Annotated in this window: 14 protein-coding genes; 11 read left to right on the forward strand and 3 right to left on the reverse strand. The window is 63.6% G+C overall.

The window, feature by feature from the left end; all coding sequences use genetic code 11:
* Positions 1-9 precede the first annotated feature (9 nt).
* The 11 genes from OIM94_RS17020 (at position 10) to OIM94_RS17070 (ending at position 13,623) form a co-directional block, all read left to right on the forward strand.
* Entirely contained in the window at positions 10-885 is an 876-nt protein-coding gene (locus OIM94_RS17020) for a VOC family protein (RefSeq protein ID WP_264607846.1), read from the forward strand.
* A 2-nt stretch (positions 886-887) separates the two neighbouring features.
* Complete coding sequence (locus OIM94_RS17025; RefSeq protein ID WP_264607847.1) at positions 888-1,313, forward strand: DoxX family protein; 426 nt, start codon at positions 888-890, stop codon at positions 1,311-1,313.
* A 160-nt stretch (positions 1,314-1,473) separates the two neighbouring features.
* Positions 1,474-2,799 (forward strand): alginate export family protein, encoded by a 1,326-nt coding sequence (locus tag OIM94_RS17030; protein WP_264609940.1) that lies wholly within the window; start codon positions 1,474-1,476, stop codon positions 2,797-2,799.
* An 11-nt stretch (positions 2,800-2,810) separates the two neighbouring features.
* A complete protein-coding gene (locus OIM94_RS17035; RefSeq protein ID WP_264607848.1) occupies positions 2,811-3,512 on the forward strand; it encodes a YoaK family protein in 702 nt (233 codons plus the stop codon).
* 49 nt (positions 3,513-3,561) lie between these two features.
* Positions 3,562-5,121, forward strand: coding sequence for a glutamine-hydrolyzing GMP synthase (gene guaA, locus OIM94_RS17040; RefSeq protein ID WP_264607849.1), 1,560 nt, complete (start codon positions 3,562-3,564; stop codon positions 5,119-5,121).
* Between the two features lie 307 nt (positions 5,122-5,428).
* Entirely contained in the window at positions 5,429-6,634 is a 1,206-nt protein-coding gene (locus OIM94_RS17045) for a tyrosine-type recombinase/integrase (protein WP_264607850.1), read from the forward strand.
* Positions 6,635-7,684: 1,050 nt separating this feature from the next.
* A complete protein-coding gene (locus OIM94_RS17050; protein WP_264607851.1) occupies positions 7,685-7,909 on the forward strand; it encodes a helix-turn-helix transcriptional regulator in 225 nt (74 codons plus the stop codon).
* Between the two features lie 105 nt (positions 7,910-8,014).
* Positions 8,015-8,971: a replication initiator protein A gene (locus OIM94_RS17055; protein ID WP_264609941.1), complete on the forward strand. Its 957-nt coding sequence runs from the start codon at positions 8,015-8,017 to the stop codon at positions 8,969-8,971.
* An 826-nt stretch (positions 8,972-9,797) separates the two neighbouring features.
* Positions 9,798-11,327: a DUF4173 domain-containing protein gene (locus OIM94_RS17060; protein WP_264607852.1), complete on the forward strand. Its 1,530-nt coding sequence runs from the start codon at positions 9,798-9,800 to the stop codon at positions 11,325-11,327.
* A gap of 32 nt (positions 11,328-11,359) precedes the next feature.
* Positions 11,360-12,061 (forward strand): response regulator transcription factor, encoded by a 702-nt coding sequence (locus tag OIM94_RS17065; RefSeq protein WP_264607853.1) that lies wholly within the window; start codon positions 11,360-11,362, stop codon positions 12,059-12,061.
* Positions 12,058-13,623, forward strand: a complete 1,566-nt coding sequence (locus OIM94_RS17070; RefSeq protein ID WP_264607854.1) for a sensor histidine kinase — start codon at positions 12,058-12,060, stop codon at positions 13,621-13,623. The genes OIM94_RS17065 and OIM94_RS17070 overlap by 4 nt, the downstream gene beginning before the upstream one ends.
* 165 nt (positions 13,624-13,788) lie before the next feature.
* Here OIM94_RS17070 and OIM94_RS17075 read toward each other — a convergent pair whose 3' ends face one another.
* The 3 genes from OIM94_RS17075 to OIM94_RS17085 form a co-directional block, all read right to left on the reverse strand.
* Positions 13,789-14,658, reverse strand: coding sequence for a hypothetical protein (locus OIM94_RS17075; RefSeq protein ID WP_264607855.1), 870 nt, complete (start codon positions 14,656-14,658; stop codon positions 13,789-13,791).
* 197 nt (positions 14,659-14,855) lie between these two features.
* On the reverse strand, positions 14,856-18,362 hold the full coding sequence (locus tag OIM94_RS17080; RefSeq protein WP_264607856.1) for a DUF4062 domain-containing protein: 3,507 nt from the start codon (positions 18,360-18,362) through the stop codon (positions 14,856-14,858).
* Position 18,363: 1 nt separating this feature from the next.
* Positions 18,364-19,482 (reverse strand): hypothetical protein, encoded by a 1,119-nt coding sequence (locus OIM94_RS17085; protein WP_264607857.1) that lies wholly within the window; start codon positions 19,480-19,482, stop codon positions 18,364-18,366.
* Between the last annotated feature and the right edge of the window lie 3 nt (positions 19,483-19,485).

Consider the following 19,485-nt stretch of genomic DNA (forward strand, 5'->3'; position numbering starts at 1 on the left):
GAGCCAGCCATGCGTATCTTCCTCCTCGCCTCCGCCCTCGTCGTCGGCACGCCGGCGCTCGCCCAGCAGACCGCCGACTATTCGGTCGGGCCGCAATACGACACCACCCATGTCTATGTGCCGGAAGACCAGTTCGACAGCTTCGTCACCAGCTTCCAGGCAACCTTCGGCGGCACGACCAGCAAGCAGGGCGTGTTCCAGGTGACGCCCACCGCCAGCCTCACCAAGTCGCAACTGGTGCTGACCCCCGCTGGCACCGTCTCGGTGTTCGGGTTCAAGACCCCGATCCCGTTCCCGTTCGGCGACGAGCGCACCGGCTATCTGGTGACCGACATCGACGCTGCGGTGAAGGCTGCCGTGCAGCACGGCGCGGTCCGCCGGCTGGTGACCTTCCCCGATCCGATCGGCCGCGATTCGCTGATCCAGTGGCCGGGCGGGGTGAACATGCAGATCTACTGGCACACCGCCAAGCCGAGCTACACGCCGCTGGCAACGGTGCCCGAGAACCGCATCTACCTGACCGCCGACGTCGCCGATCGCTTCGTGAAGAGCTGGGTCGGCTATGCGAAGGCCAAGGTGACCGCCGATGACCGCGCCGCACCCGGCGCCGAGGTGGGCGAGCCCGGCAAGACGATCCGCCGCATTGCGATCACCAGCGGCTACGGCAAGATGGTGGTGTTCGTCACCGACGGCCTGCTGCCCTGGCCCTATGGCCGCGACATGACCGGCTATGCGGTGCCCGATCTCGACGCGACGCTCGCCAAGGCCAAGGCTGCCGGTGTCGAGACGCTGGTGCAGCCTTATGCCGCAGCGGGCGGCCGCGCGGTGATCGTGCGCTTCCCCGGCGGCTATATCGCCGAGATCCATAGCCCCGCGGGCAAGTGACCATGGACACGCCCGACCCGCGCTTCGTCGACGCCATTCTCGACTGGCGGCCGACCTGGTTTCTCGCCCGGCTGCTGCTGGTCGGCGCCTATCTGCTCGGCGGGCTGGTCAAACTCGCCGACTGGCCGGGCGCGGTGGCGGAGCAGGCGCATTTCGGCATGCACCCGCCCGCGCTCTGGGCGGCGCTGACGATTGCGGTGGAGCTGATCGGGCCGGTGCTGATCCTCACCGGCCGCTGGATCTGGCTGGGGGCGGGGATGCTGGGGGTGTTCACCCTGCTCGCCGCCTTCACCGCCAATGCCTTCTGGACGATGCCGCCGGGCCCCGAGCGGTTCGGCGCGACCAACGCCTTTTTCGAGCATCTCGGCCTGATCGGTGGCTTCGTCCTCGCGGCGCTGGTGGCGGAGCAGGCGAAGCGGCGTGGCTAGCCTCGCCGCGGCGGTGGTGCTGGTGGTGCAGATCCAGCCCGACGCTGCCACGCTCGAAACCGTCATCCCCGCGAAGGCGGGGATCCATTCGCCTGTGCGCTCGCGGAAGGAGCCGAGACGGCAGCCTCAATGGATCCTCGCCTCCGCGGGGAGGACGGCGGTGGGGGAGGGGCAGTCGGAATCCACCCACGCCCCCGAACCCTGGCAGGCGCCGACGCTCAGCATCACCCGCTATGACGAGGACTGGTCCGATCTCGCCGACGCCGAGAAGCGCGCGCACCACTGGACCGGGCCGTTCAAATACATCCCCCTCGGCGGCGATGCATGGCTCTCCACCGGCATCGAAGTCCGGCTGCGCACCGAATCCTTCGCCAACAACGCGCTGGGCAACGCGGCCTCGCCCGACGACGCCTATCTCTGGACCCGCGTGTTGCCCTATGCCGACCTCCATGTCGGCCGCGTGCGCGCCTTCGCCCAGCCGATCCTCGCCTATGCTGCCGGTGTCCGCCCCGCCGCCGGCCCGGTCGACCAGACGCGGGCCGACCTGCTCCAGGGCTTTGCCGAACTCGATCTCGGCGCGGTCACCCTGCGTGGCGGACGGCAGATGCTGTCGCTCGGCACCGAGCGGCTGATCGGCACGCGCTACGGCCCCAATGTGCCGCTGGCGTTCGACGGCGTGCGCGGGATCGTGGCCGTGGGGCAGGGCAGGATCAGCCTGCTCGCCGTCGCGCCGGTGGCACCGCGGCTGGGCACCTTCGACGACCGCACCTCGCCGACCAGACGCCTATGGGGCGTCTATGCCGTGCTGCCGGGGCTCGACCTCTATTATCTCCGCTACCGCAATCGCGCGGCGCAGTTCGGCGACCGCACCGGCCGCGAGCTGCGCCACAGCTTTGGCGCGCGCGTCCATGGCGCGCGCGCCAACTGGCACTGGAATGTCGAGGGCGTCGCCCAGGTCGGACGCTTCGCCGACGGGCCGATCGCTGCCTGGACGCTCGGCACCGAACTCGGCCGCAAATTGCCCAGCGTGCCCTTCGCGCCGGACGCGGTGCTCCGCTTCAACGTGATCAGCGGCGACCGAAATGCCCGGGATCGCCGCCTCGGCACGTTCAACGCCCTGTTCCCCAAGGGCAAGTATTTCGGCGAGCTGTCGCCGGTGGGCCCGTACAACCTGATCAACCTCAATCCGCGCATCGCCGGCACGTTTGCGCCCGGCGTCTCCGCCAGCATCGCCGGCAGCGCATACTGGCGCACCAGCACGGCGGACGGCGTGTACGACATCCCCGGCAACCTGCTCCGCGCGCCCGGCACCAGCCGCGCCCGCTGCATTGGCAAGCAGATCGAAGGCGCCATCGCCTGGCAGGCGACCGCCGAGCTCGAGCTCTCCGCCTCCCTCTCCGTCTTCCAGCCCGGCCGCTTCCTGCGCGAAACCGGCGCGCCCCGCCCGATCCGGATGATCGGTCTGGAAAGCAATTTCCGTTTCTGAGGAACTCCATCATGCCCGCCGCCAAGACCGCCGGCTCACCGCTCCCGCCGCTGCTCCTGCTGCTCTCCGTCACCACGGGGCTGGTGGACGCGGTGAGCGTGCTCGGGCTGGGCAAGGTGTTCACCGCCAACATGACCGGCAACATCGTGTTCCTCGGCTTCGCGGCGGCAGGCACGCCGGGCTTCACCATTGCGCCCTATATCGTCGCGCTGACCTCTTTCCTGGTCGGCGCACTGGTGGCGGGCAAGGTCGGCGCACATCTCGCCGGACAGCCGCTGCGGCGCTGGCTGGTGCTGGCAGCGGTGACCGAGGCAGTGCTGTTCGGCATCGCCGCAGGCGTCGCCGCCTGGGCCGGCGCGATGGGTATCCTGCCCGAGACCTGCGTGTTCGCGATCATCGCCCTCACCGCGATCGCGATGGGCTTCCGCAACGCGACGATCCGCCAGCTCAAGGTGCCGGACCTCACCACCACCGTGCTGACGCTGACCCTCACCGGCATCGCCGCTGATTCGCACTTCGCCGGTGGCCGGAACCCCAATATCGGGCGCCGGCTTGCGGCGGTGATGGCGATCCTGTTCGGTGCGTTCCTCGGCGCCGTGCTGGTCAACCGCTACGGACTGGCGATTCCGCTGCTGGTCGCAGGACTTACCGTGCTCGTCGGCACGCTGGCCTGCGTTCGCCATCCGATCTCCGCCGAGCCCTTGCGCGCCTGATCGCCCGCACCCCTTTGACAGGCCGGCGATCGCTCCCTATCGGCCAGCCATGACGCTCCAGCACACCGACTCCATCCTGATCGTCGACTTCGGCAGCCAGGTGACCCAGCTGATCGCGCGCCGTGTCCGCGAGGCCGGGGTCTATTCCGAGATCGCCCCCTTCACCACCGCCGCCGAGGCCTTTGCCCGGATGCAGCCCAAAGGCATCATCCTTTCCGGCTCGCCCGCCTCGGTGCTCGACGAAGGCAGCCCCCGCGTGCCGCAGGTGATCTTCGACAGCGGCCTGCCGGTACTGGGGATCTGCTACGGCCAGCAGGTGATGATGCACCAGCTCGGCGGCGAGGTCGTGCTGGGCGACAGCGGCGAGTTCGGGCGCGCCTTCATCGAGATCCAGGACAGCTGCGTGCTGTTCGACGGGCTCTGGGAGAAGCAGGAGAGCCATCAGGTCTGGATGAGCCATGGCGACAAGGTCGTCCAGCTCGCCCCCGGCTTCCGGCCGGTGGCGACCAGCCCCGGCTCGCCCTACGCCGTGATCGCCAATGACGAGCGCCGCTATTACGCGATGCAGTTCCACCCCGAGGTGGTCCACACCCCCGACGGCGCCAAGCTGCTGGCGAACTTCGTCCGCCATGTCTGCGGCCTGTCGGGCGACTGGACCATGGCCGAGTTCCGCGCCGCCAAGATCGCCGAGATCCGCGCGCAGGTGGGCGACGGCAAGGTAATCTGCGGGCTGTCGGGCGGCGTCGATTCCGCCGTGGCCGCGGTGCTGATCCACGAGGCGATCGGCGACCAGCTGACCTGCGTGTTCGTCGATCACGGCCTGATGCGGGCAGGGGAGGCCGACCAGGTCGTCACCATGTTCCGCGAACATTACCACATCCCGCTCGTCCATGTGGACGCGGAGGAACTGTTCCTCGGCGGCCTCGCCGGCGTCACCGACCCCGAGGCGAAGCGCAAGTTCATCGGCAAGACCTTCATCGACGTGTTCGAGGCCGAGGCGAAGAAGATCGGCGGTGCCGATTTCCTGGCGCAGGGCACGCTCTATCCGGACGTGATCGAGAGCGTCAGCTTCACCGGCGGCCCGTCGGTGACGATCAAGAGCCATCACAATGTCGGCGGCCTGCCCGCACGCATGAACATGCAGCTGGTCGAGCCGCTGCGCGAATTGTTCAAGGACGAGGTTCGTGCCCTGGGCCGCGAGCTGGGGCTGCCCGACGTATTCGTCGGTCGCCACCCGTTCCCGGGGCCGGGCCTTGCGATCCGCATCCCGGGCGAAGCCACCAAGGAGCGCTGCGACATCCTGCGCAAGGCCGATGCGATCTATCTCGAGGAGATCCGCAACGCCGGGCTCTACGACACGATCTGGCAGGCCTTCGCGGTGCTCACCCCGGTGCGCAGTGTCGGCGTGATGGGCGACGGGCGCACGTACGACAGCGTACTGGCGCTGCGCGCGGTCACTTCGATCGACGGCATGACCGCCGAGGCGTTCGAGTTCCCCGCCGGCTTCCTCCCGCGCGTCTCGACCCGCATCGTCAACGAGGTACGCGGCGTGAACCGCGTGACCTACGACTATACCAGCAAGCCGCCCGGCACGATCGAGTGGGAATGATCCCACGTTCGGCACGAGCCGGCATCGAGAGGCAATAAGGCACGGAAAAGCCCGCAGAAATGCGGGCTTTTTTGCGTTTGGGCCATGTAGTGTCGAGCACGGTCTGGCAGCGGCAAGCACGTATTTTGAATGGCACGATTAATGGTATGCGAACTGCTGAGAGCGTAGCGAGGGAAGCGATACCATGTCTGCACCAGAGCGCGCGCATGGTACTGAAAATTGCTAAACGTCTGAGCTATATGTTGAATATTGTCAAAAATCGGGGGTCTGAGAGCATGGTATTTTTCGGCGCGGTGAGGCGGTTCGCATGCTGACCGATACCAAGCTGCGGAATCTGAAGCCCAAGGAGAAGCTCTACAAGGTGAACGACCGGGACGGGCTGTACGTGGCGGTCACGCCGGCAGGCTCGATCTCGTTCCGCTACAACTACGCGATCAACGGTCGCCAGGAGACAATCACCTTCGGCCGGTATGGCGTTGGCGGAATTACGCTGGCCGAGGCGCGCGAGCAGCTCAGCGAAGCCAAGAAGATGATCGCAGGGGGGAAATCGCCGGCGAAGGAGAAGGCGCGGAACAAGGCCCGCATCAAGGATGCGGACACCTTCGAGGGTTGGGCCGACAAATGGCTCCGCGGCTACCAGATGGCAGAGTCCACGCGCGACATGCGCCGTGCCATCTTCGAGCGGGAGCTCAAGGCGAAGTTCGGCAACCAGAAGCTGCCGGAGATCACCCATGAAGATCTGCGCGCGCTGACCGATGCCATTGTCGAGCGCGGCGCGCCGGCGACAGCCGTCCACACCCGCGAGGTGGTTTTCCAAGTATTCCGCTGGGCGATCGAGCGGGGCCAGAAGGTGGAGAACCCGGCGGAGCTGGTCCGCCCCACCACGATCGCCCGTTTCGAGCCGAGGGACAGGGCGCTGACGCCCGACGAGATCGCGCTCATGTACCAGTACATCGAGCGGATCGGCACCAGCCCCTCCATCCGGGCTGCGGCCAAGCTCCTGCTGCTCACCATGGTCCGCAAGAGCGAGCTGACCAACGCCAAGTGGAGCGAGATCAATTTCAGCGAGGCGCTGTGGACCATCCCCAAGGAGCGCATGAAGCGGCGCAATCCGCACCTGGTTTTCCTGTCGCGGCAGGCGCTGGATATCTTCATCGCGCTAAAGACCTTCGCCGGTGGATCGGAGTACGTTCTCCCGTCGCGCTACGATTCGGACCTGCCGATGAGCAGTGCGACGCTCAACCAGGTGCTGACGCTGACCTATCGATTGGCGCAGAAGGACGGCAAGCCGCTGGCCAAGTTCGGTCCGCACGATCTGCGGCGCACCGCCAGCACGCTCCTGCATGAAGCGGGGTACAACACCGACTGGATCGAGAAGTGCTTGGCCCACGAGCAGCGTGGCGTGCGCGCGGTGTACAACAAGGCTGAGTACCGCGAGCAGCGAACCGAAATGTTGCAGGATTGGGCGAATATGATTGAAGGATGGGTCAGCGATACTGGTGGATCGACTTAGCAGAGAGATGGCTGCCAATCATAAATCGCTTGTGAAGTAGAAAGGGTTTATAGATTTCTTCAACTTCGAGACGGCTTGCCTAGAAATCCCTAGGTAGGTGGCGATCTGGGACTGACTTTTTCCCAGATAATAAAGTCCGCATATAATCTTCTTCTGGTCGGTCATGGCTTCGTCGACGAGGTGCCTCGCGTGGTTTCGCAGCGTTCGATAATTTCGAACGTCGATTCCTTGTAATTTCACATATCTCCGCAAGAAGATATCGATTATATCTTCGTCGTCAATCCAGGTCTCCCTAAGCGGGTCTCCTGTTGTCATGTGCAATCTGGACATCTCAATTTCAAATGCTTGCGTACTCCGGAGAGCTCGTCGATAGATTGAATTGACCTTGCCATTGGTCATCCGTGGTGTGTGCTTCGAGCAGTACCAATTGCTTAGCCTGAGATTGTCCTCTGGATCATTATCCTTCAAGGATTCGTCTCCAGCGGAGAACGCCTCATATTCAGCGGACTCGCCACAAAATTTGCACTCTCCGGATCGACGGTTAGTACTTAAGAAGCTATTTCCAACCGTGCGAGGCTCAAGGGCTGTGAAGCAGCCGTCATTTATTACGTACAATATGTTTTCGAGGGTGGAATATAGGCCTTGTGGATCATGATCCAGCGTGTGCCACATCTTTACTAGCCGTCTTGTGAAAAATCGTTGCAATTCATATGCTTGCTGAAATCCATATTTTTGGATTAACTTGCTCAAAGAGCCAGACGTATGCCAGGAAAGATACTGTCGAAGCTCAGGTTTAATAGAGGCTTCGAATCGTTTTATAGCGGGGTCTAGGTGTAATTCTATCAACCTGATCTTTGTATCCGCTCTCGATCTTCGACGTACTCTTTGATTTACGCGCGCGATTGCTTGAGCGATGCCTGCGTCGCACTGGGGAGCTGGAAGTGAGGCGGGTGCCATGTCAACCAAATTGACAACATTTTTCACAGAAGCAACCTGAACTGGCAGGTACCGTCCGGCACGAGTGAACATGTGACCGGCAAAAGGCGAGTTATGGTACCCCTCTCGGGCAAGATCCTGATCGATCGTAAAAAGTTGCACACGATGATCCCGCTCTCGGAGCGGACCATTTTCAATATGGAACAGCGCGGCGAGTTTCCTCGGCGCATAGCCCTTACGAGCAGAAACGTCGCTTGGGTGTTGGGCGAGGTTGAGGAATGGATTGAAACGCGCAGGTCCGCTGGCTTTCGAGCTGCGCGTCCTGGTGTGGAAGCTTAACGCACCAAGCAGACGCTCGTCGTAGACCTCGTCGTGAAAACGCAACCCGTTCGAGGTGGTGAGCGCCCGCAGCGCTACTCGGAGCCCAAGAAGGTCGGCCATTTCTTGCCGATCCTCGAGTCGAAAAATGACGCCGGCGTAAGTCGAAGCCGTTCGATACCTCCGCTGAACGGCTTACGCTGGAAGGACCAGCGACAATTTATGGAGCAGCCGTACTTCTCTGTGCAGAAGAGAAAGCGCGTGCGTCCCATAGAGTTCGAAAGTCCTGATGGGTCAAATTCCGTACGGATTGAAGGAATACCAACCTTTGGAATAGCGACGATTTGGGATGCGGACATCCTGATATGGGCTGCCTCTATGCTGAACGATGCGCGCGAAAGGGGGCAGGGTGTAGTGTCCCCAATGCTCAGCACGACGCCCTATGAGCTGTTGAAAGCGCTAGGTAGGGGGACCGGCGGAAAGGCCTATCGTGAGTTGCAGGCGGCCTTGGTGCGCCTCCAGTCCACCTCAATCTTCATGTCCGCTCGCGCATCAGATCGGCTTGTGAAGATTGGCTTCAACTGGATCGACGAATGGCGCGTGGAAGAAGATCCCGGTACCGGTCGGCCGCTCGGCGTAGCGATCACGCTGTCCGATCGCGTTTTCCAAAGCATACTGGCTGAGAAGTCCTTGTTGACGCTGGATCCCGCCTACCTTGAGCTCTCCGGCGGCATCGAACGCGCGTTGTACCGGGTTATTCGCAAACACGCTGGGTTGCAGTGGGGTGGCTGGATTTGTCGTCTCGAGTTGCTCCGCCAGAAAATCGGCAGCGAAAGCGCGCCCAAGGAATTCGGCCGAATGATCCGCGAGATCGTGCAGGCTAATCAGCTCCCTGGGTATCAAGTTGAACTGGTTTGTACGGCTAGCGGCCAACCGGCGCTGCAGTGCCGTCTACGAGGGCAAGCGGAACACGACGAAGCTGTCGCCATCAAGCAAGAGTACCACGAACGGAGTCTCCGCATCGCGGAGCGCCAGCATCACATCAATCGCATTGATCGTGCGATGGAGGCTGGACGCCGGTGATGCCGGTTAAGCCACCTGCAGAATCGGAGCTTGCTTCATCCAAGTCGGTCAAGTGACCTAGCTGACATCATTGAAGCGGCAAGCCTCACCGCGGCAAGAGTATCGTGGTTTCACCCACCCGCATATCGTGGTTTCACCCACCCGAATATCGTGGTTTCACCCACCCACTCACGTGGTATCGCACACCGCTCAAAGCGCTAAGGCACTGATAGAACAAAAAAATATATGCAAAAAATGCGGCTTAACTCTTTAACAGGTCTCTTAACAGATCTCTTAACCGGTCGGATGACGCGTACGAACTGCGCATTTTGAGTTTTTGAACCTGTCGTGGTGTCGGGCGCTCGAGTGCTCGGTCGCGCGGAGGGTTCGTCGAGCCGAGAGCCACGTGGAGCCCACCTCTCGATCGAAGCGTCGGTTGCGGCTCGATCTCTTGAATGGCCGACGGGTATGCAAAACTCCGCAATTGTTCGCAAAGGTATGCAACGCGCTCGCTAGGGCGAGGCCATTTTTGGCGTAAACTATGCAAAACTGCGCACATCTCCGCAAATCTGTGCAACTTGCCTCTCGCAAATCCCGAGAGTGGCCTCTGATTGCGAGGTTTCGTGCTGAATTGCGGACTTTTGCATCGAAAGGGATGGCAAGATATGTGTTGTACCGGTACGCGCTTCAGGCGCGCACAGGCACAACACGAACTTACTCGCCTGTAGCTCGACGTTGATCTTGCTCTGCGAGGCGGACGGTCGCTGCCGCGACGGTTGGCGACGGAGCAATCTGCACCGGTCCTGCACAGACGCTCCCACGAACCTCCTCGGCGCCAGCGCGAGCAATGGACCAGCGTCGCATATCCACGCTGCTCCTGAGCAAGAGGGAGCAACACGTGCGCTTCAGTTTCGTCCGCAAGGCCGGTGCCGCCTTGGTCCTGATCATCCTGTTCGACAGGCTCTTTGCCGACAGTTTCGGCGGGGCAGGAATCGGTGTGTTCGCCGGCGCCTGGCTGCTGGCCATGATCGCCGCCCGACCGGATATCGGGAGGGCGCGATTCGCATGGCCGGCGCTCGCGCTGGCCGCGCTTTTCGCCGTATCGCTGTTCGACGAGCCGGGGGTGTTGGCCTGGTCGATGTTCTGGTGCGCGATCGCTTTTGCCGCACTGGCGCCCAGGGTCGGACGTTTCGACGATGCCTGGCATTGGGGTGTCCGCCTGTTCCTTCACGGCGCCACCGGCTTTCTGCGGCTCTTCACCGACCTGCGCCGCGTCGCCGGGCAGCGACGTGGCGTGGGCGCTTCTCCGCGCCTGCTCGCGACGACGCTGGCCCTGCCGCTGCTCGGCGGCATCGTCTTCCTGATCCTTTTCGCGGCGGCGAACCCGCTGATCGAGCATGTCTTCGCCTCCATCCAGCTGCCCAGCCTATGGCAGCTCGCGCTGTGGAGCTTCGTCGCCTGCTGCGTCTGGCCGATGCTGCGTCCCGGCACGCTCGCCCTGCGCGTCGCCCGACGCGTGCCGGATCTGGAGCCGATCCTTCCCGGCACGTCGCTGCCGTCGGTGTTGATCGCCCTCGCGCTCTTCAACCTGATCTTCGCGGTCCAGAATGCCCTCGACATCGCCTTCCTTTGGAGCGGAGGCGCGCTGCCGGATGGCATGACCCGGACAGACTATGTGCATCGCGGTGCCTATCCGCTGATCGTCACGGCGCTGATTGCCGGCGCAATGGCGCTCGCCATGCTGCGGCCGGGCAGTGCGAGCGAGCGCGACCCTTGGGCGCGACGGCTGGTAGCCCTGTGGGTGGCGCAGAACCTGGTGCTCGTCGCCTCGAGCGCGCTGCGGACGGTGCAGTATATCCAGGAATCGATGCTCACCTCCTGGCGGATCGCGGCGCTGCTGTGGATGGCGCTGGTTGCGCTCGGCCTTGTGCTGATCTGTTGGCGCATCCTCTGCGGGCGCAGTGCGCGCTGGCTGATCAACTGCAACGCGCTGGCTGCCGGTGTTGTGCTGACCGCCTGCTGTTTCGTCGACATCGAAGCGATCGCGGCCCGCTGGAATGTGCAGGCCGCCGACCCGGCGAAGATCGACCTCTGCTATCTGCATCGCAGTGGGGACAGTGCCCTGCTGCCACTGATCGCGCTGGAACGCCGGCCGATGGACGCCGAGAAGTTGGACCGCGTGCGCTATGTGCGCGCCGAGCTCCTCCGGGATCTCGAGACGCGGCAGGCGGATGGACGGTTCTGGACATGGCATGGAGCGCGCCGCCTGGCAGCGGCTCGGGCGATCGTCGGACCGGGGGCGCCACGCCCGCTGCCTGCCAATTACAGCCGGGATTGGTGCGACGGCAGCATCATTCCCCCGCAAGTCCAATCTTGACGGAGGCGGCGCGCGCCATGATCCAGTGCCCCATGCCCCGTACGATCCTGGTCGCGGACGATGATCCGCACATCCGCCAGCTGCTGATATTCGCGCTTGCCAAGGCCGGGCTCGACGCGATCGAGGCGGAGGATGGCGAAGCTGCGCTGGCCGCCGTCGCGTCCCGTGCGCCGGACCTGATCGTGCTCGACATCAACATGCCGCGCATGGACGGGATCGAGGTCTGCCGGCGGCTGCGCGCCGGTGGGGACCTGCCGATCCTTTTCCTCTCCAGCCGGGACGACGAGATCGATCGCGTCCTCGGCATCGAGCTCGGCGCGGACGACTATGTCGTGAAGCCCTTCTCGCCGCGCGAGGTGGTGGCGCGGGTGATGGCGATCCTGCGGCGGGTGGGCAGCCAGCCGCCGGACGTTGCCGCGGCGGCGGGACCGCTCCAGCACGGACGGCTGACGCTCGACCCTGATGGCTGGCAGGCGAACTGGGCAGGGGAGGCGGTGCCGCTCACCGTCACCGAGTTCGGCATCCTGCGCACGCTGGCGGCGATGCCGTCCAAGGTGTTCAGCCGCGATGCGATCATCGATCGGCTGCACGGGCCAGGTTTCGCCATCACCGATCGTACGATCGACAGCCACATCCGCAACCTGCGGGGTAAGTTTGCACGGATCGGCGCGGAGGACGTGATCGAGACCCGCGCCGGGATCGGCTATCGGCTCGGCACCTGCGGGGCGGGATGATCGAGCGGTTCAAGGCGGTTGTGCGGCGCCATTGGCCGCGGCTGCGGCTCCGCACGATCCTGCTGCTGACCTTCGTATTCGTGGCGGCCTTGCCGGGCTTCGGCGCGCTGTTCCTGCGGGTCTATGAGAACAGCCTGCTGCGCCAGACCGAAGCCGCCCTGATCGCGCAGAGCGCGGCGCTGGCAGCGGCGGGCGCTGCCAAATGGCCCGGTGTGCACGGGATGCCGGCGAGCATGGGCACGATGCCCAGCGCGTCCACGCTCGATCTGCGCCTCACGTCGATCCTTCCCGAGCGCCCCGCGCCGATCGCTCGCAGAGGCTCGGTCGATCCGGAGACGCGTGCTTGGGCAACGCGCCTGGCCCCTGTCCTCCGTGCGACGGCAAACACTACGCTCGCGTCGATCCAGTTAGTCGACCCGCAGGGGCGCATTCTTGCAGGCGGCGATGCCCGCCTGGCCTATGGCGCGATGCCGGAACTGCAGGCGGCGCTGGCCGGTCGCGCAGTGACGACGCTGCGCCGCAATGGCGCCTACCGGCCGCATTACGCGCTCGAGTGGCTGAGCCGCGCCTCCGACCTGCGTCTCCACCATGCGCGGCCGATCGTCGTCGACGGCCGGGTGGTCGGCGTGCTGCTGCTCGCACGCTCGCCGCGCGCGCTGTTCGTCGGCATCTATGAGGATCGCGGCAAGATCCTGTTCGGCATCGTCGTGATCTTCGCCACGCTGGTGGTGCTGAGCGGCCTGCTGTCGCGCGGCATCGTGCGGCCGGTGGAGGCGCTGGGCGAGGCGACCCGCGCCGTCGCAAAGGGGGGCGGGGCGGTGCCGGAGGCGCCCACGACCGCCGCGATCGAGATCCAGGCGCTGTATCGCGACTTCGGCAGCATGGCCGAGGCGATCGAGCGGCGCTCGCGCTACCTGCGCGACTTCGCCCATGCCGTAAGCCACGAGTTCAAGACCCCCCTGGCGGCAATCCGCGGAGCAGTCGAACTGCTGCAGGATCATGGCGACATGGCCCCCGCAGATCGCAAGCGCTTCCTTTCCAATATCGCCAGCGATGCGGCTCGGCTCAATCTGCTCGTCAGCCGGCTGCTCGATCTGGCGCGGGCGGACATGGCGACGGCAGAGGAGGGAGCGCGGACCGATGTGGTCCATGTGATGCGCTGCATCGCCGACGCCTACGGGCATGAGGGCGCTGCGCTCGATGTCCGCATTTCGGAGCACCCTGTGCCGCTGGTCGCGATGCCCTCCAACGTGCTGGAAGCGGTGTTGGCGGGGCTGATCGAGAACAGCAAGCAGGCAGGCGCCACGCAGGTGACGCTCGCAGCCCGATCAGCGCCCGCAGGTGTCACGGTGATCGTAACGGACGACGGTCCAGGGGTGCCCTTGGGGGACCACCACCGCATCTTCGAGCCGTTCTTCACTACGCGCCGCTCGGATGGCGGTACTGGGCTCGGCCTGCCGATCCTGCGCTCGTTGCTCGACGCTAACCGCGGGACGATCGACTTAGATGCTGCGTACTCGAGGGGCGCCTCGTTTGTGATCTCGCTTCCGGCCAAATTGTGAGGCCTTCGACCTGCCGCCGACGGAAATTGGGACAAAGCCGCCATTTGCGGTGTCGCTCCTGAACGGCTGTTTACGCCATTACCTGCCGGTCGGTTCGCGCTCCAACATCGGCTATTCAATCTGCCTCGCGGACGCTTGGAAGTTATCATATACTCCGTGCGGCCGTTATCCCTCCGCCGCTTCGCCCGGCACCGCCGGTTCTGACGCGGGTGGCACTTTCGCATAGTTCAGGGACCAACGGAGCAGCAGCTTGCCGCCACAGTCGCATAGAATGGTGCCCCACTCGTGCCTGGCCATTTTCTCGATTGAGGCGGAGGTCACAAAATGCGTCCTCTCACACAGACATTCCAAGTCGTGCCCCCGTCTGGAAAACTCATATTCGCCATCGCTGATCTCAACGTCCCATGTCTCGGCGCATTCCGGATTAATGCAGCTGACGATCTTGCCCTCTGGAAGGCATCTCATCCGGCGCTTGTTAGTCGCGCCGCAAAGGCACTCGAATTTGACTTCTTTACCAAGTCCGGTGGAGATCATCGTGCCGGTTGCGATGCGTTCGATCTCGGCTAGCGTCACTTCGACCTGCTTTCTGATTTTGGTAGCGTCACCATATGGCCTGACCTGATCCGCCTTGTTGACCGGCAAGTTGGCATGCAGCGCTACGTTGGAGAGGGCGTTCCAGAGCTTTTGGACATAATTCGCCTTGAAGCCGACTTGGGTACCAATCTCGATATATTCCTGCGCCTCGTAGTCTTCGCGTGTCGGCTCGAGGTCATTGGGCAATGGATGGCGGCTCATCGAGAGCGTGCAGGTGTCAGCCACATTGGGATCGACGCCTTCGGTAAGTATCTTGATCACGCGAGCCGGCTGCCAGCGGATCTCGTCATGCGAGATATAGTCATGCATGGCGCGCAGGCGTTCATAACAAATTCGCTCCAAGGCGAGCCGGCATTCCAGCGCAGCATAGGTCAAGTTGCGCGGCGAACCTTCTTCGAGTTGTGCTCGGATGGTGGCGATGCTGTCACGCAGGTCGATCATTCAGCTCCAATAGCATGAAAGAGTTAGGCTGAGGTGGTTTGAGTAAGGGTATTGAAGGTCACCAGGTGCGCACGCCGCAATCTCAAATACGTGGTTACTGCAGCCCGCGTCGTGGCGCATCGCGCCGGCGGCTGATAGCGTCATGTTAGGCCACAAGAGGGCTCCTTGGCGCGTTGGATCGGCGCGACGCTCCGCGCTCAGCATAACATATGTCGCAACAACTCTTTCATAGCATCCAGCATCTCCGGGACTTGGATGTCGACTCCGTAGGAATAGTTGATGAGCGCGGCCAAACAGTCGATCAGCATGATCTCGTATGGCCCGGCTTGGCCGTCGCCGGGCGTAAGGCTCCGTGGGATGTCGGCCCGGCAGAACGCTGTTATTCGCGGCGGCACGCCTTCGATCTCGCTGAAACCGAGGAACGCGACGGGCCGGTCCCGCAGAAAGGGCAGTGCGCTCGCCAGAAGATAGTCGCTGATACCCTCAAGGCCCGACGTCATCAGATCGAACGCGGCCGGCCCAGTTGCATGAGGCTGTAGGAATAGTCGACAGATGCGGCCCCCGCACCCAGCGAAAAATGCCCCGAGCGCGAGCGCGACGAAGCTGGCCTCGTGGCTTTCATCGGCGGCAGTGATCGTGAACAGATAATTGGCCGTATCACCCAGTTCGATCACCAGTTGAAGTCCGAAGGTCGGTATCTGACGAAACAGGATTCCCTCTTCGCCCTCTAAACAAAGTGTTGCATAAGCGAGCATGTCAGCCTGCCTGAAGCCGCCCCGCGCCGTGAAGGCCAAGAGATTGAGCAGCAGCAGCGCTCTGTTGCCGGGTTTAGCTTTGACGTTGCGATCCGATAGCCGTCGCAGGCATCGATCCAATGCCAGAGAAAGATGTTCGATGGTCGTCGCCTGTATCAGGCTTTGAAGAAGCCCGGAGACTAGCGACGCCGCGACCTCTGGCGACGCCTCCCCGAGAGTGACTGCAAGCGCACTCACCCACATCTCGAGAGCTGTTTCCGCGTCGTCGACGCCGTGGCGCAGTCCGATCAACGTAGCTCGGGCTGCCACGTCGACTGGGAGATCGGGAAGATGATGCCCTAGCTGACGGAGCTGCTTGTTATAATCGTCCGGGTTGTCCTTGGACCAGGTCAGCGCGATCCCCCGCGCCCGCGCCACCCATCCGGCTTCCCTTTCCCCAAGCGTGATCAAGGCGGTGGCGAGTTCGTCATGGGCGCTGGAGAGATCATGGGATCCGATACTGCCCTCGAAAATGGCAATCGCTTCCTTGGCCTTCGTCGCGGCGTCCCGGGCATGAGCGTATGCTGCATCGCCCTCGCTGAGTTCGGCCAGAGCGTTGTGGCAGGCGGCGCTCAGCCTGAGCGCGCGACCTTCGACATCACTGCGGGATATGGCACGGGCCTCGTCGGCCGCGGCCTGAAAGGCGGGGAGAGCTTCTTCGTGCCGATCATCATCATGGCGGGCATTGCCGAGCGCCGTCTGGTTGATTGCAACGAGATGGCGATCGCCCAGTTGCTCTCCGATGGAGATCGCCTCCAGCGCGACCTTCTCAGCCTCGTCATAGCGCTTCTCCTTGCGATAGCGCCTGTTCAGGATGTTGCACATCCAGGCTCGTTCTCGCACATCGCTGCGGGCTGACTTCAGCGAAACGAGAAGCTTTTCTCCTTCGGCGGCGGTCTCCGATCGGGCGAGCAGCAGGCCTGCGAGGTTTCGAGCCGCCAGCTCGCGGCCATATTCATCCTGATGCTCTGCGAAGAGTTCGAGTGCGCGCCGGAAACAGGGTTCGGCTTCCTCGTTGCGGTTGACCGCCTGGAGCGCGACGCCCTCCTCGTTGAGCAGCCGCGCGACGCTGTGCCCGTCATCATCATCTTCATAGCTGCGTCTGCGATGCTGGATTTCTGCCAGGGTTTCCGGCGTCAAACCGGTCTGAAGCGCATAGCCTGCGGCGGCCTCCGATACGAAGCGGATCCATTCCTCGTCGCCTATCGCATCTGCGACCGCGCGGGCTTCGCGATAGAGCGCGCTGACGTCGTCGACATTGCGATTGCGACTGGCGGCTTGGGCAAAGGCGACGAGCGAAAAAATCAGCGCCGGCCGGTCGCCCGAGTTCCGATAATGCTCGACAAGAAATGCGGAGGCTTCCGTATGATGGCGTATGGAGCCCGAGTAGAAGATCTCGCGGATCGACCGTTCAGCCTGCACCGCCGCCGTCTCTTCATCGATGTCACGCGCCGCTTGAAAGGCGCGCCATCCCCGGCCGGTATCGTCGAAAAGCGCAATGAGCCGTTGTGCGATTGACCGGAAAAACTGGGGCCGGAGCGCAACTAGATCCCGCAATTCAGCTGCCCAATTGTCGTGCAGCAGGCTGTAACCCGACGCGTCCTCGACGATCAGATCGTTCAATTCGTCCACGTCGTCGGAAAGATCACCAAGGTCTGCCTCCGCCTTGCAGAGCCTGGCAAGGTCGTCCAGCGACAGCGGCCCACGTCCGAGCGCCAGGAACGCGACGATGTCCCTCCGGCGCCCCTTGAGCGCGAGATAGCGATCTTTCAGGTCGACCGGCCGGCCGCTGTCATCTGTCAACGGGCGCAAGGTCGTGCGAACGGTGAGCGGAAGCGGGAGAGAGACCTGTGCCAGCCCGGCGATGTGGCGGCGCGCTTCTGTGTCCGCGATAGTGTCGAGCTGCCTCAACTCCTCGGGGGTGAAGCCTTCGACCATGAGCTGGCTGCCTAGGAAGGCGGCGGGCGAAACTCGAGATCCGAGGACCACCGATCCGGCACCATTGTCCCTGAGCGCAAGGCTTACTACCGACCAGAGTACCCCCGCGTCTTCGGGATCGTCGATGACGAGGGGCCATTTCGTCGCGCGCGTCCAGGCGCTCATGAAAGCTTGCTGCGCATCGGCGAAGCTTGTCGCCCGATCGGTACGATCGAGCCTAGGGGCGATGGCTTCGGCAGCCTTTGTCAGGATCATGCTCGGGTCGAGGCCGCGCGCATTTACATAGGGAAGGCCATGATCGGCGGCATATTGGGCAAGCGCTACTGTCTTGCCGGCGCCGGCCGCGCCGGTAACCCAGACCGCGCGGTGCAGGGCCGACAGCGAACGAAGTGCAACATCAAAGCCAGCACGGCGGATACGATAGGGCGTTGCCTTGAAGATCGCGTCGAGGGTGGCCTGCGGCGCGATGGCCCGGCGATCGGGCGCCGCGCGGCGGAGATGATAGGTTTGCGTGAGCAACGTCACGATATCGCGGTGGATGATGTCGGTCAGATCCTCCTCAGGATCGAACATGGAATAGGTCTGACGCGCCTGTATCTCGTCCAGGATCAGCTTCAGCCTCGGGTCCGGCTTGGCCGTCTTGTCGATATAGACGAGCAGATCGACGTTGAGCCTGCGAATCTCGCGATACTCGTCTTCGAGGCCGGACAGCGTCTGGCCGTTCGCTTCGTCGACCCAACCATAATCGGCCCGGTATATCGCGACCGCCAGCTGGCTTTGGCGCAGCCGGCCGAGATAAAGCTCGCGCGGCCCATAGGTTCGCGCGCCCTCCTTCTCGAAGACGAAGGAGTCGAACCCCAGCCGCTGGATGGCGACGAGCGCCTCCCGCCGCTGTTTTGCACATTCTGCGATCGTCGAGGATACGAATACGCAAAGCCGCTCAGGCTGTGCGCCGAGACCGATAGCGGACAAGTCAGAAATGGCCGCTCTCCCGGAGGGCCGCCTGACAGATAGCAAAATCGAGCGCACCCGGAAGGCGGCCGAGCCTGCGCAGGAGAAAGGCCGCATCTAGCCCGATCTGATCCATAATCTCCCCGGTCTCGAAGCTGTCGAGCGTAACCGGGAATGTGGCTAGCTCGACCTGACCCAGCCTGAGAGCGTGGATGGCCTCCCAGCGATCATCAGGTTCGTCTTTTGAGGAAGCCTGACTCGCCTGCAGACGGGCAAGACCAAGATTGGTGATGGCCTGACCGATCTGCCAATCCCGCGCCCCGAGCGCAGCGAGCCGGCCGCGCAGAGCCAGCCCGACCTCGGTGTGCCGAAGGTCGTGCAGCGTCTTGGGAGCGATCGCATGAAGGCGACGTTCGCGTGCTCTGGCGATCGTCGTGGCGTCCGGGGGGGCGGCATCGCCCTCTCGACCCGAATCCTCGGAGATTCCTGTCCGGTCTCGACCGGCCCACCCTGCGGGTGCTCCCCATCCGATGCCGGGCAACAGGATCGGATCGACCCCTGGAAGGGCCTTGGCGACGATCTCGCCGGTGTCCGTTCTGCCAAGCTGCGCCGCGCCCAAAAAGGCTGGTGCTACGACGTTACGGGCGTACGCCTCAAGCGAGCTGACGAAGTCGTTGCGGGTGTCGAGCGTCTTTGCCCACGTCAGGCTGAAGGCCTCGGGCGAGGTGACATTCTGGAAGCCGCAACAGCGCCAGCGCAGCGCGCGAAGGTCAGTACCGATGAGGAGCGTGTACCCTGTCTTCTCCGGAGCGATGGACACCGAGATAGAGCCGACACCGCTCATGGCCCGCCAGCGCTCGAACAGTGCGAAGGCTTCGCGCAACGGCTCGGCTTTTTCCGCGACGAGGTCTACCTGAGGCAAGGCGCGGCCCCCGGCCGCTGGGACGAGCGCATAGGAGACGGCGTTGATCTCCGCAGAATTGAGGAGATCGATGAAGCGGGGATCAGCGATCGCGACGGTGGCGTCCGGCCAGCCATAGTCGTAGCCGCCCGCACCCGCCCGTATCTCCTCGGAGCCGAGGGTGCTGGCTATGGTGAAATCGGGCTCCGGCGGGGAGTCGAGATCGGGCGGTGGCAGCAAAAA

Origin of the sequence: Sphingomonas sp. R1 (assembly GCF_025960285.1) — a bacterium.
Taxonomy (GTDB): Bacteria; Pseudomonadota; Alphaproteobacteria; order Sphingomonadales; family Sphingomonadaceae; genus Sphingomonas.

Bases quoted from the DNA above. Each gene is read 5' to 3' on its own strand.
- OIM94_RS17020 (WP_264607846.1), top strand. From the start codon at position 10: ATGCGTATCTTCCTCCTCGCCTCCGCCCTCGTCGTCGGCACGCCGGCG.
- OIM94_RS17025 (WP_264607847.1), top strand. From the start codon at position 888: ATGGACACGCCCGACCCGCGCTTCGTCGACGCCATTCTCGACTGGCGG.
- OIM94_RS17035 (WP_264607848.1), top strand. From the start codon at position 2,811: ATGCCCGCCGCCAAGACCGCCGGCTCACCGCTCCCGCCGCTGCTCCTG.
- guaA (WP_264607849.1), top strand. From the start codon at position 3,562: ATGACGCTCCAGCACACCGACTCCATCCTGATCGTCGACTTCGGCAGC.
- OIM94_RS17045 (WP_264607850.1), top strand. From the start codon at position 5,429: ATGCTGACCGATACCAAGCTGCGGAATCTGAAGCCCAAGGAGAAGCTC.
- OIM94_RS17050 (WP_264607851.1), top strand. From the start codon at position 7,685: ATGGTACCCCTCTCGGGCAAGATCCTGATCGATCGTAAAAAGTTGCAC.
- OIM94_RS17060 (WP_264607852.1), top strand. From the start codon at position 9,798: ATGGACCAGCGTCGCATATCCACGCTGCTCCTGAGCAAGAGGGAGCAA.
- OIM94_RS17065 (WP_264607853.1), top strand. From the start codon at position 11,360: ATGCCCCGTACGATCCTGGTCGCGGACGATGATCCGCACATCCGCCAG.
- OIM94_RS17070 (WP_264607854.1), top strand. From the start codon at position 12,058: ATGATCGAGCGGTTCAAGGCGGTTGTGCGGCGCCATTGGCCGCGGCTG.
- OIM94_RS17075 (WP_264607855.1), bottom strand. From the start codon at position 14,658: ATGATCGACCTGCGTGACAGCATCGCCACCATCCGAGCACAACTCGAA.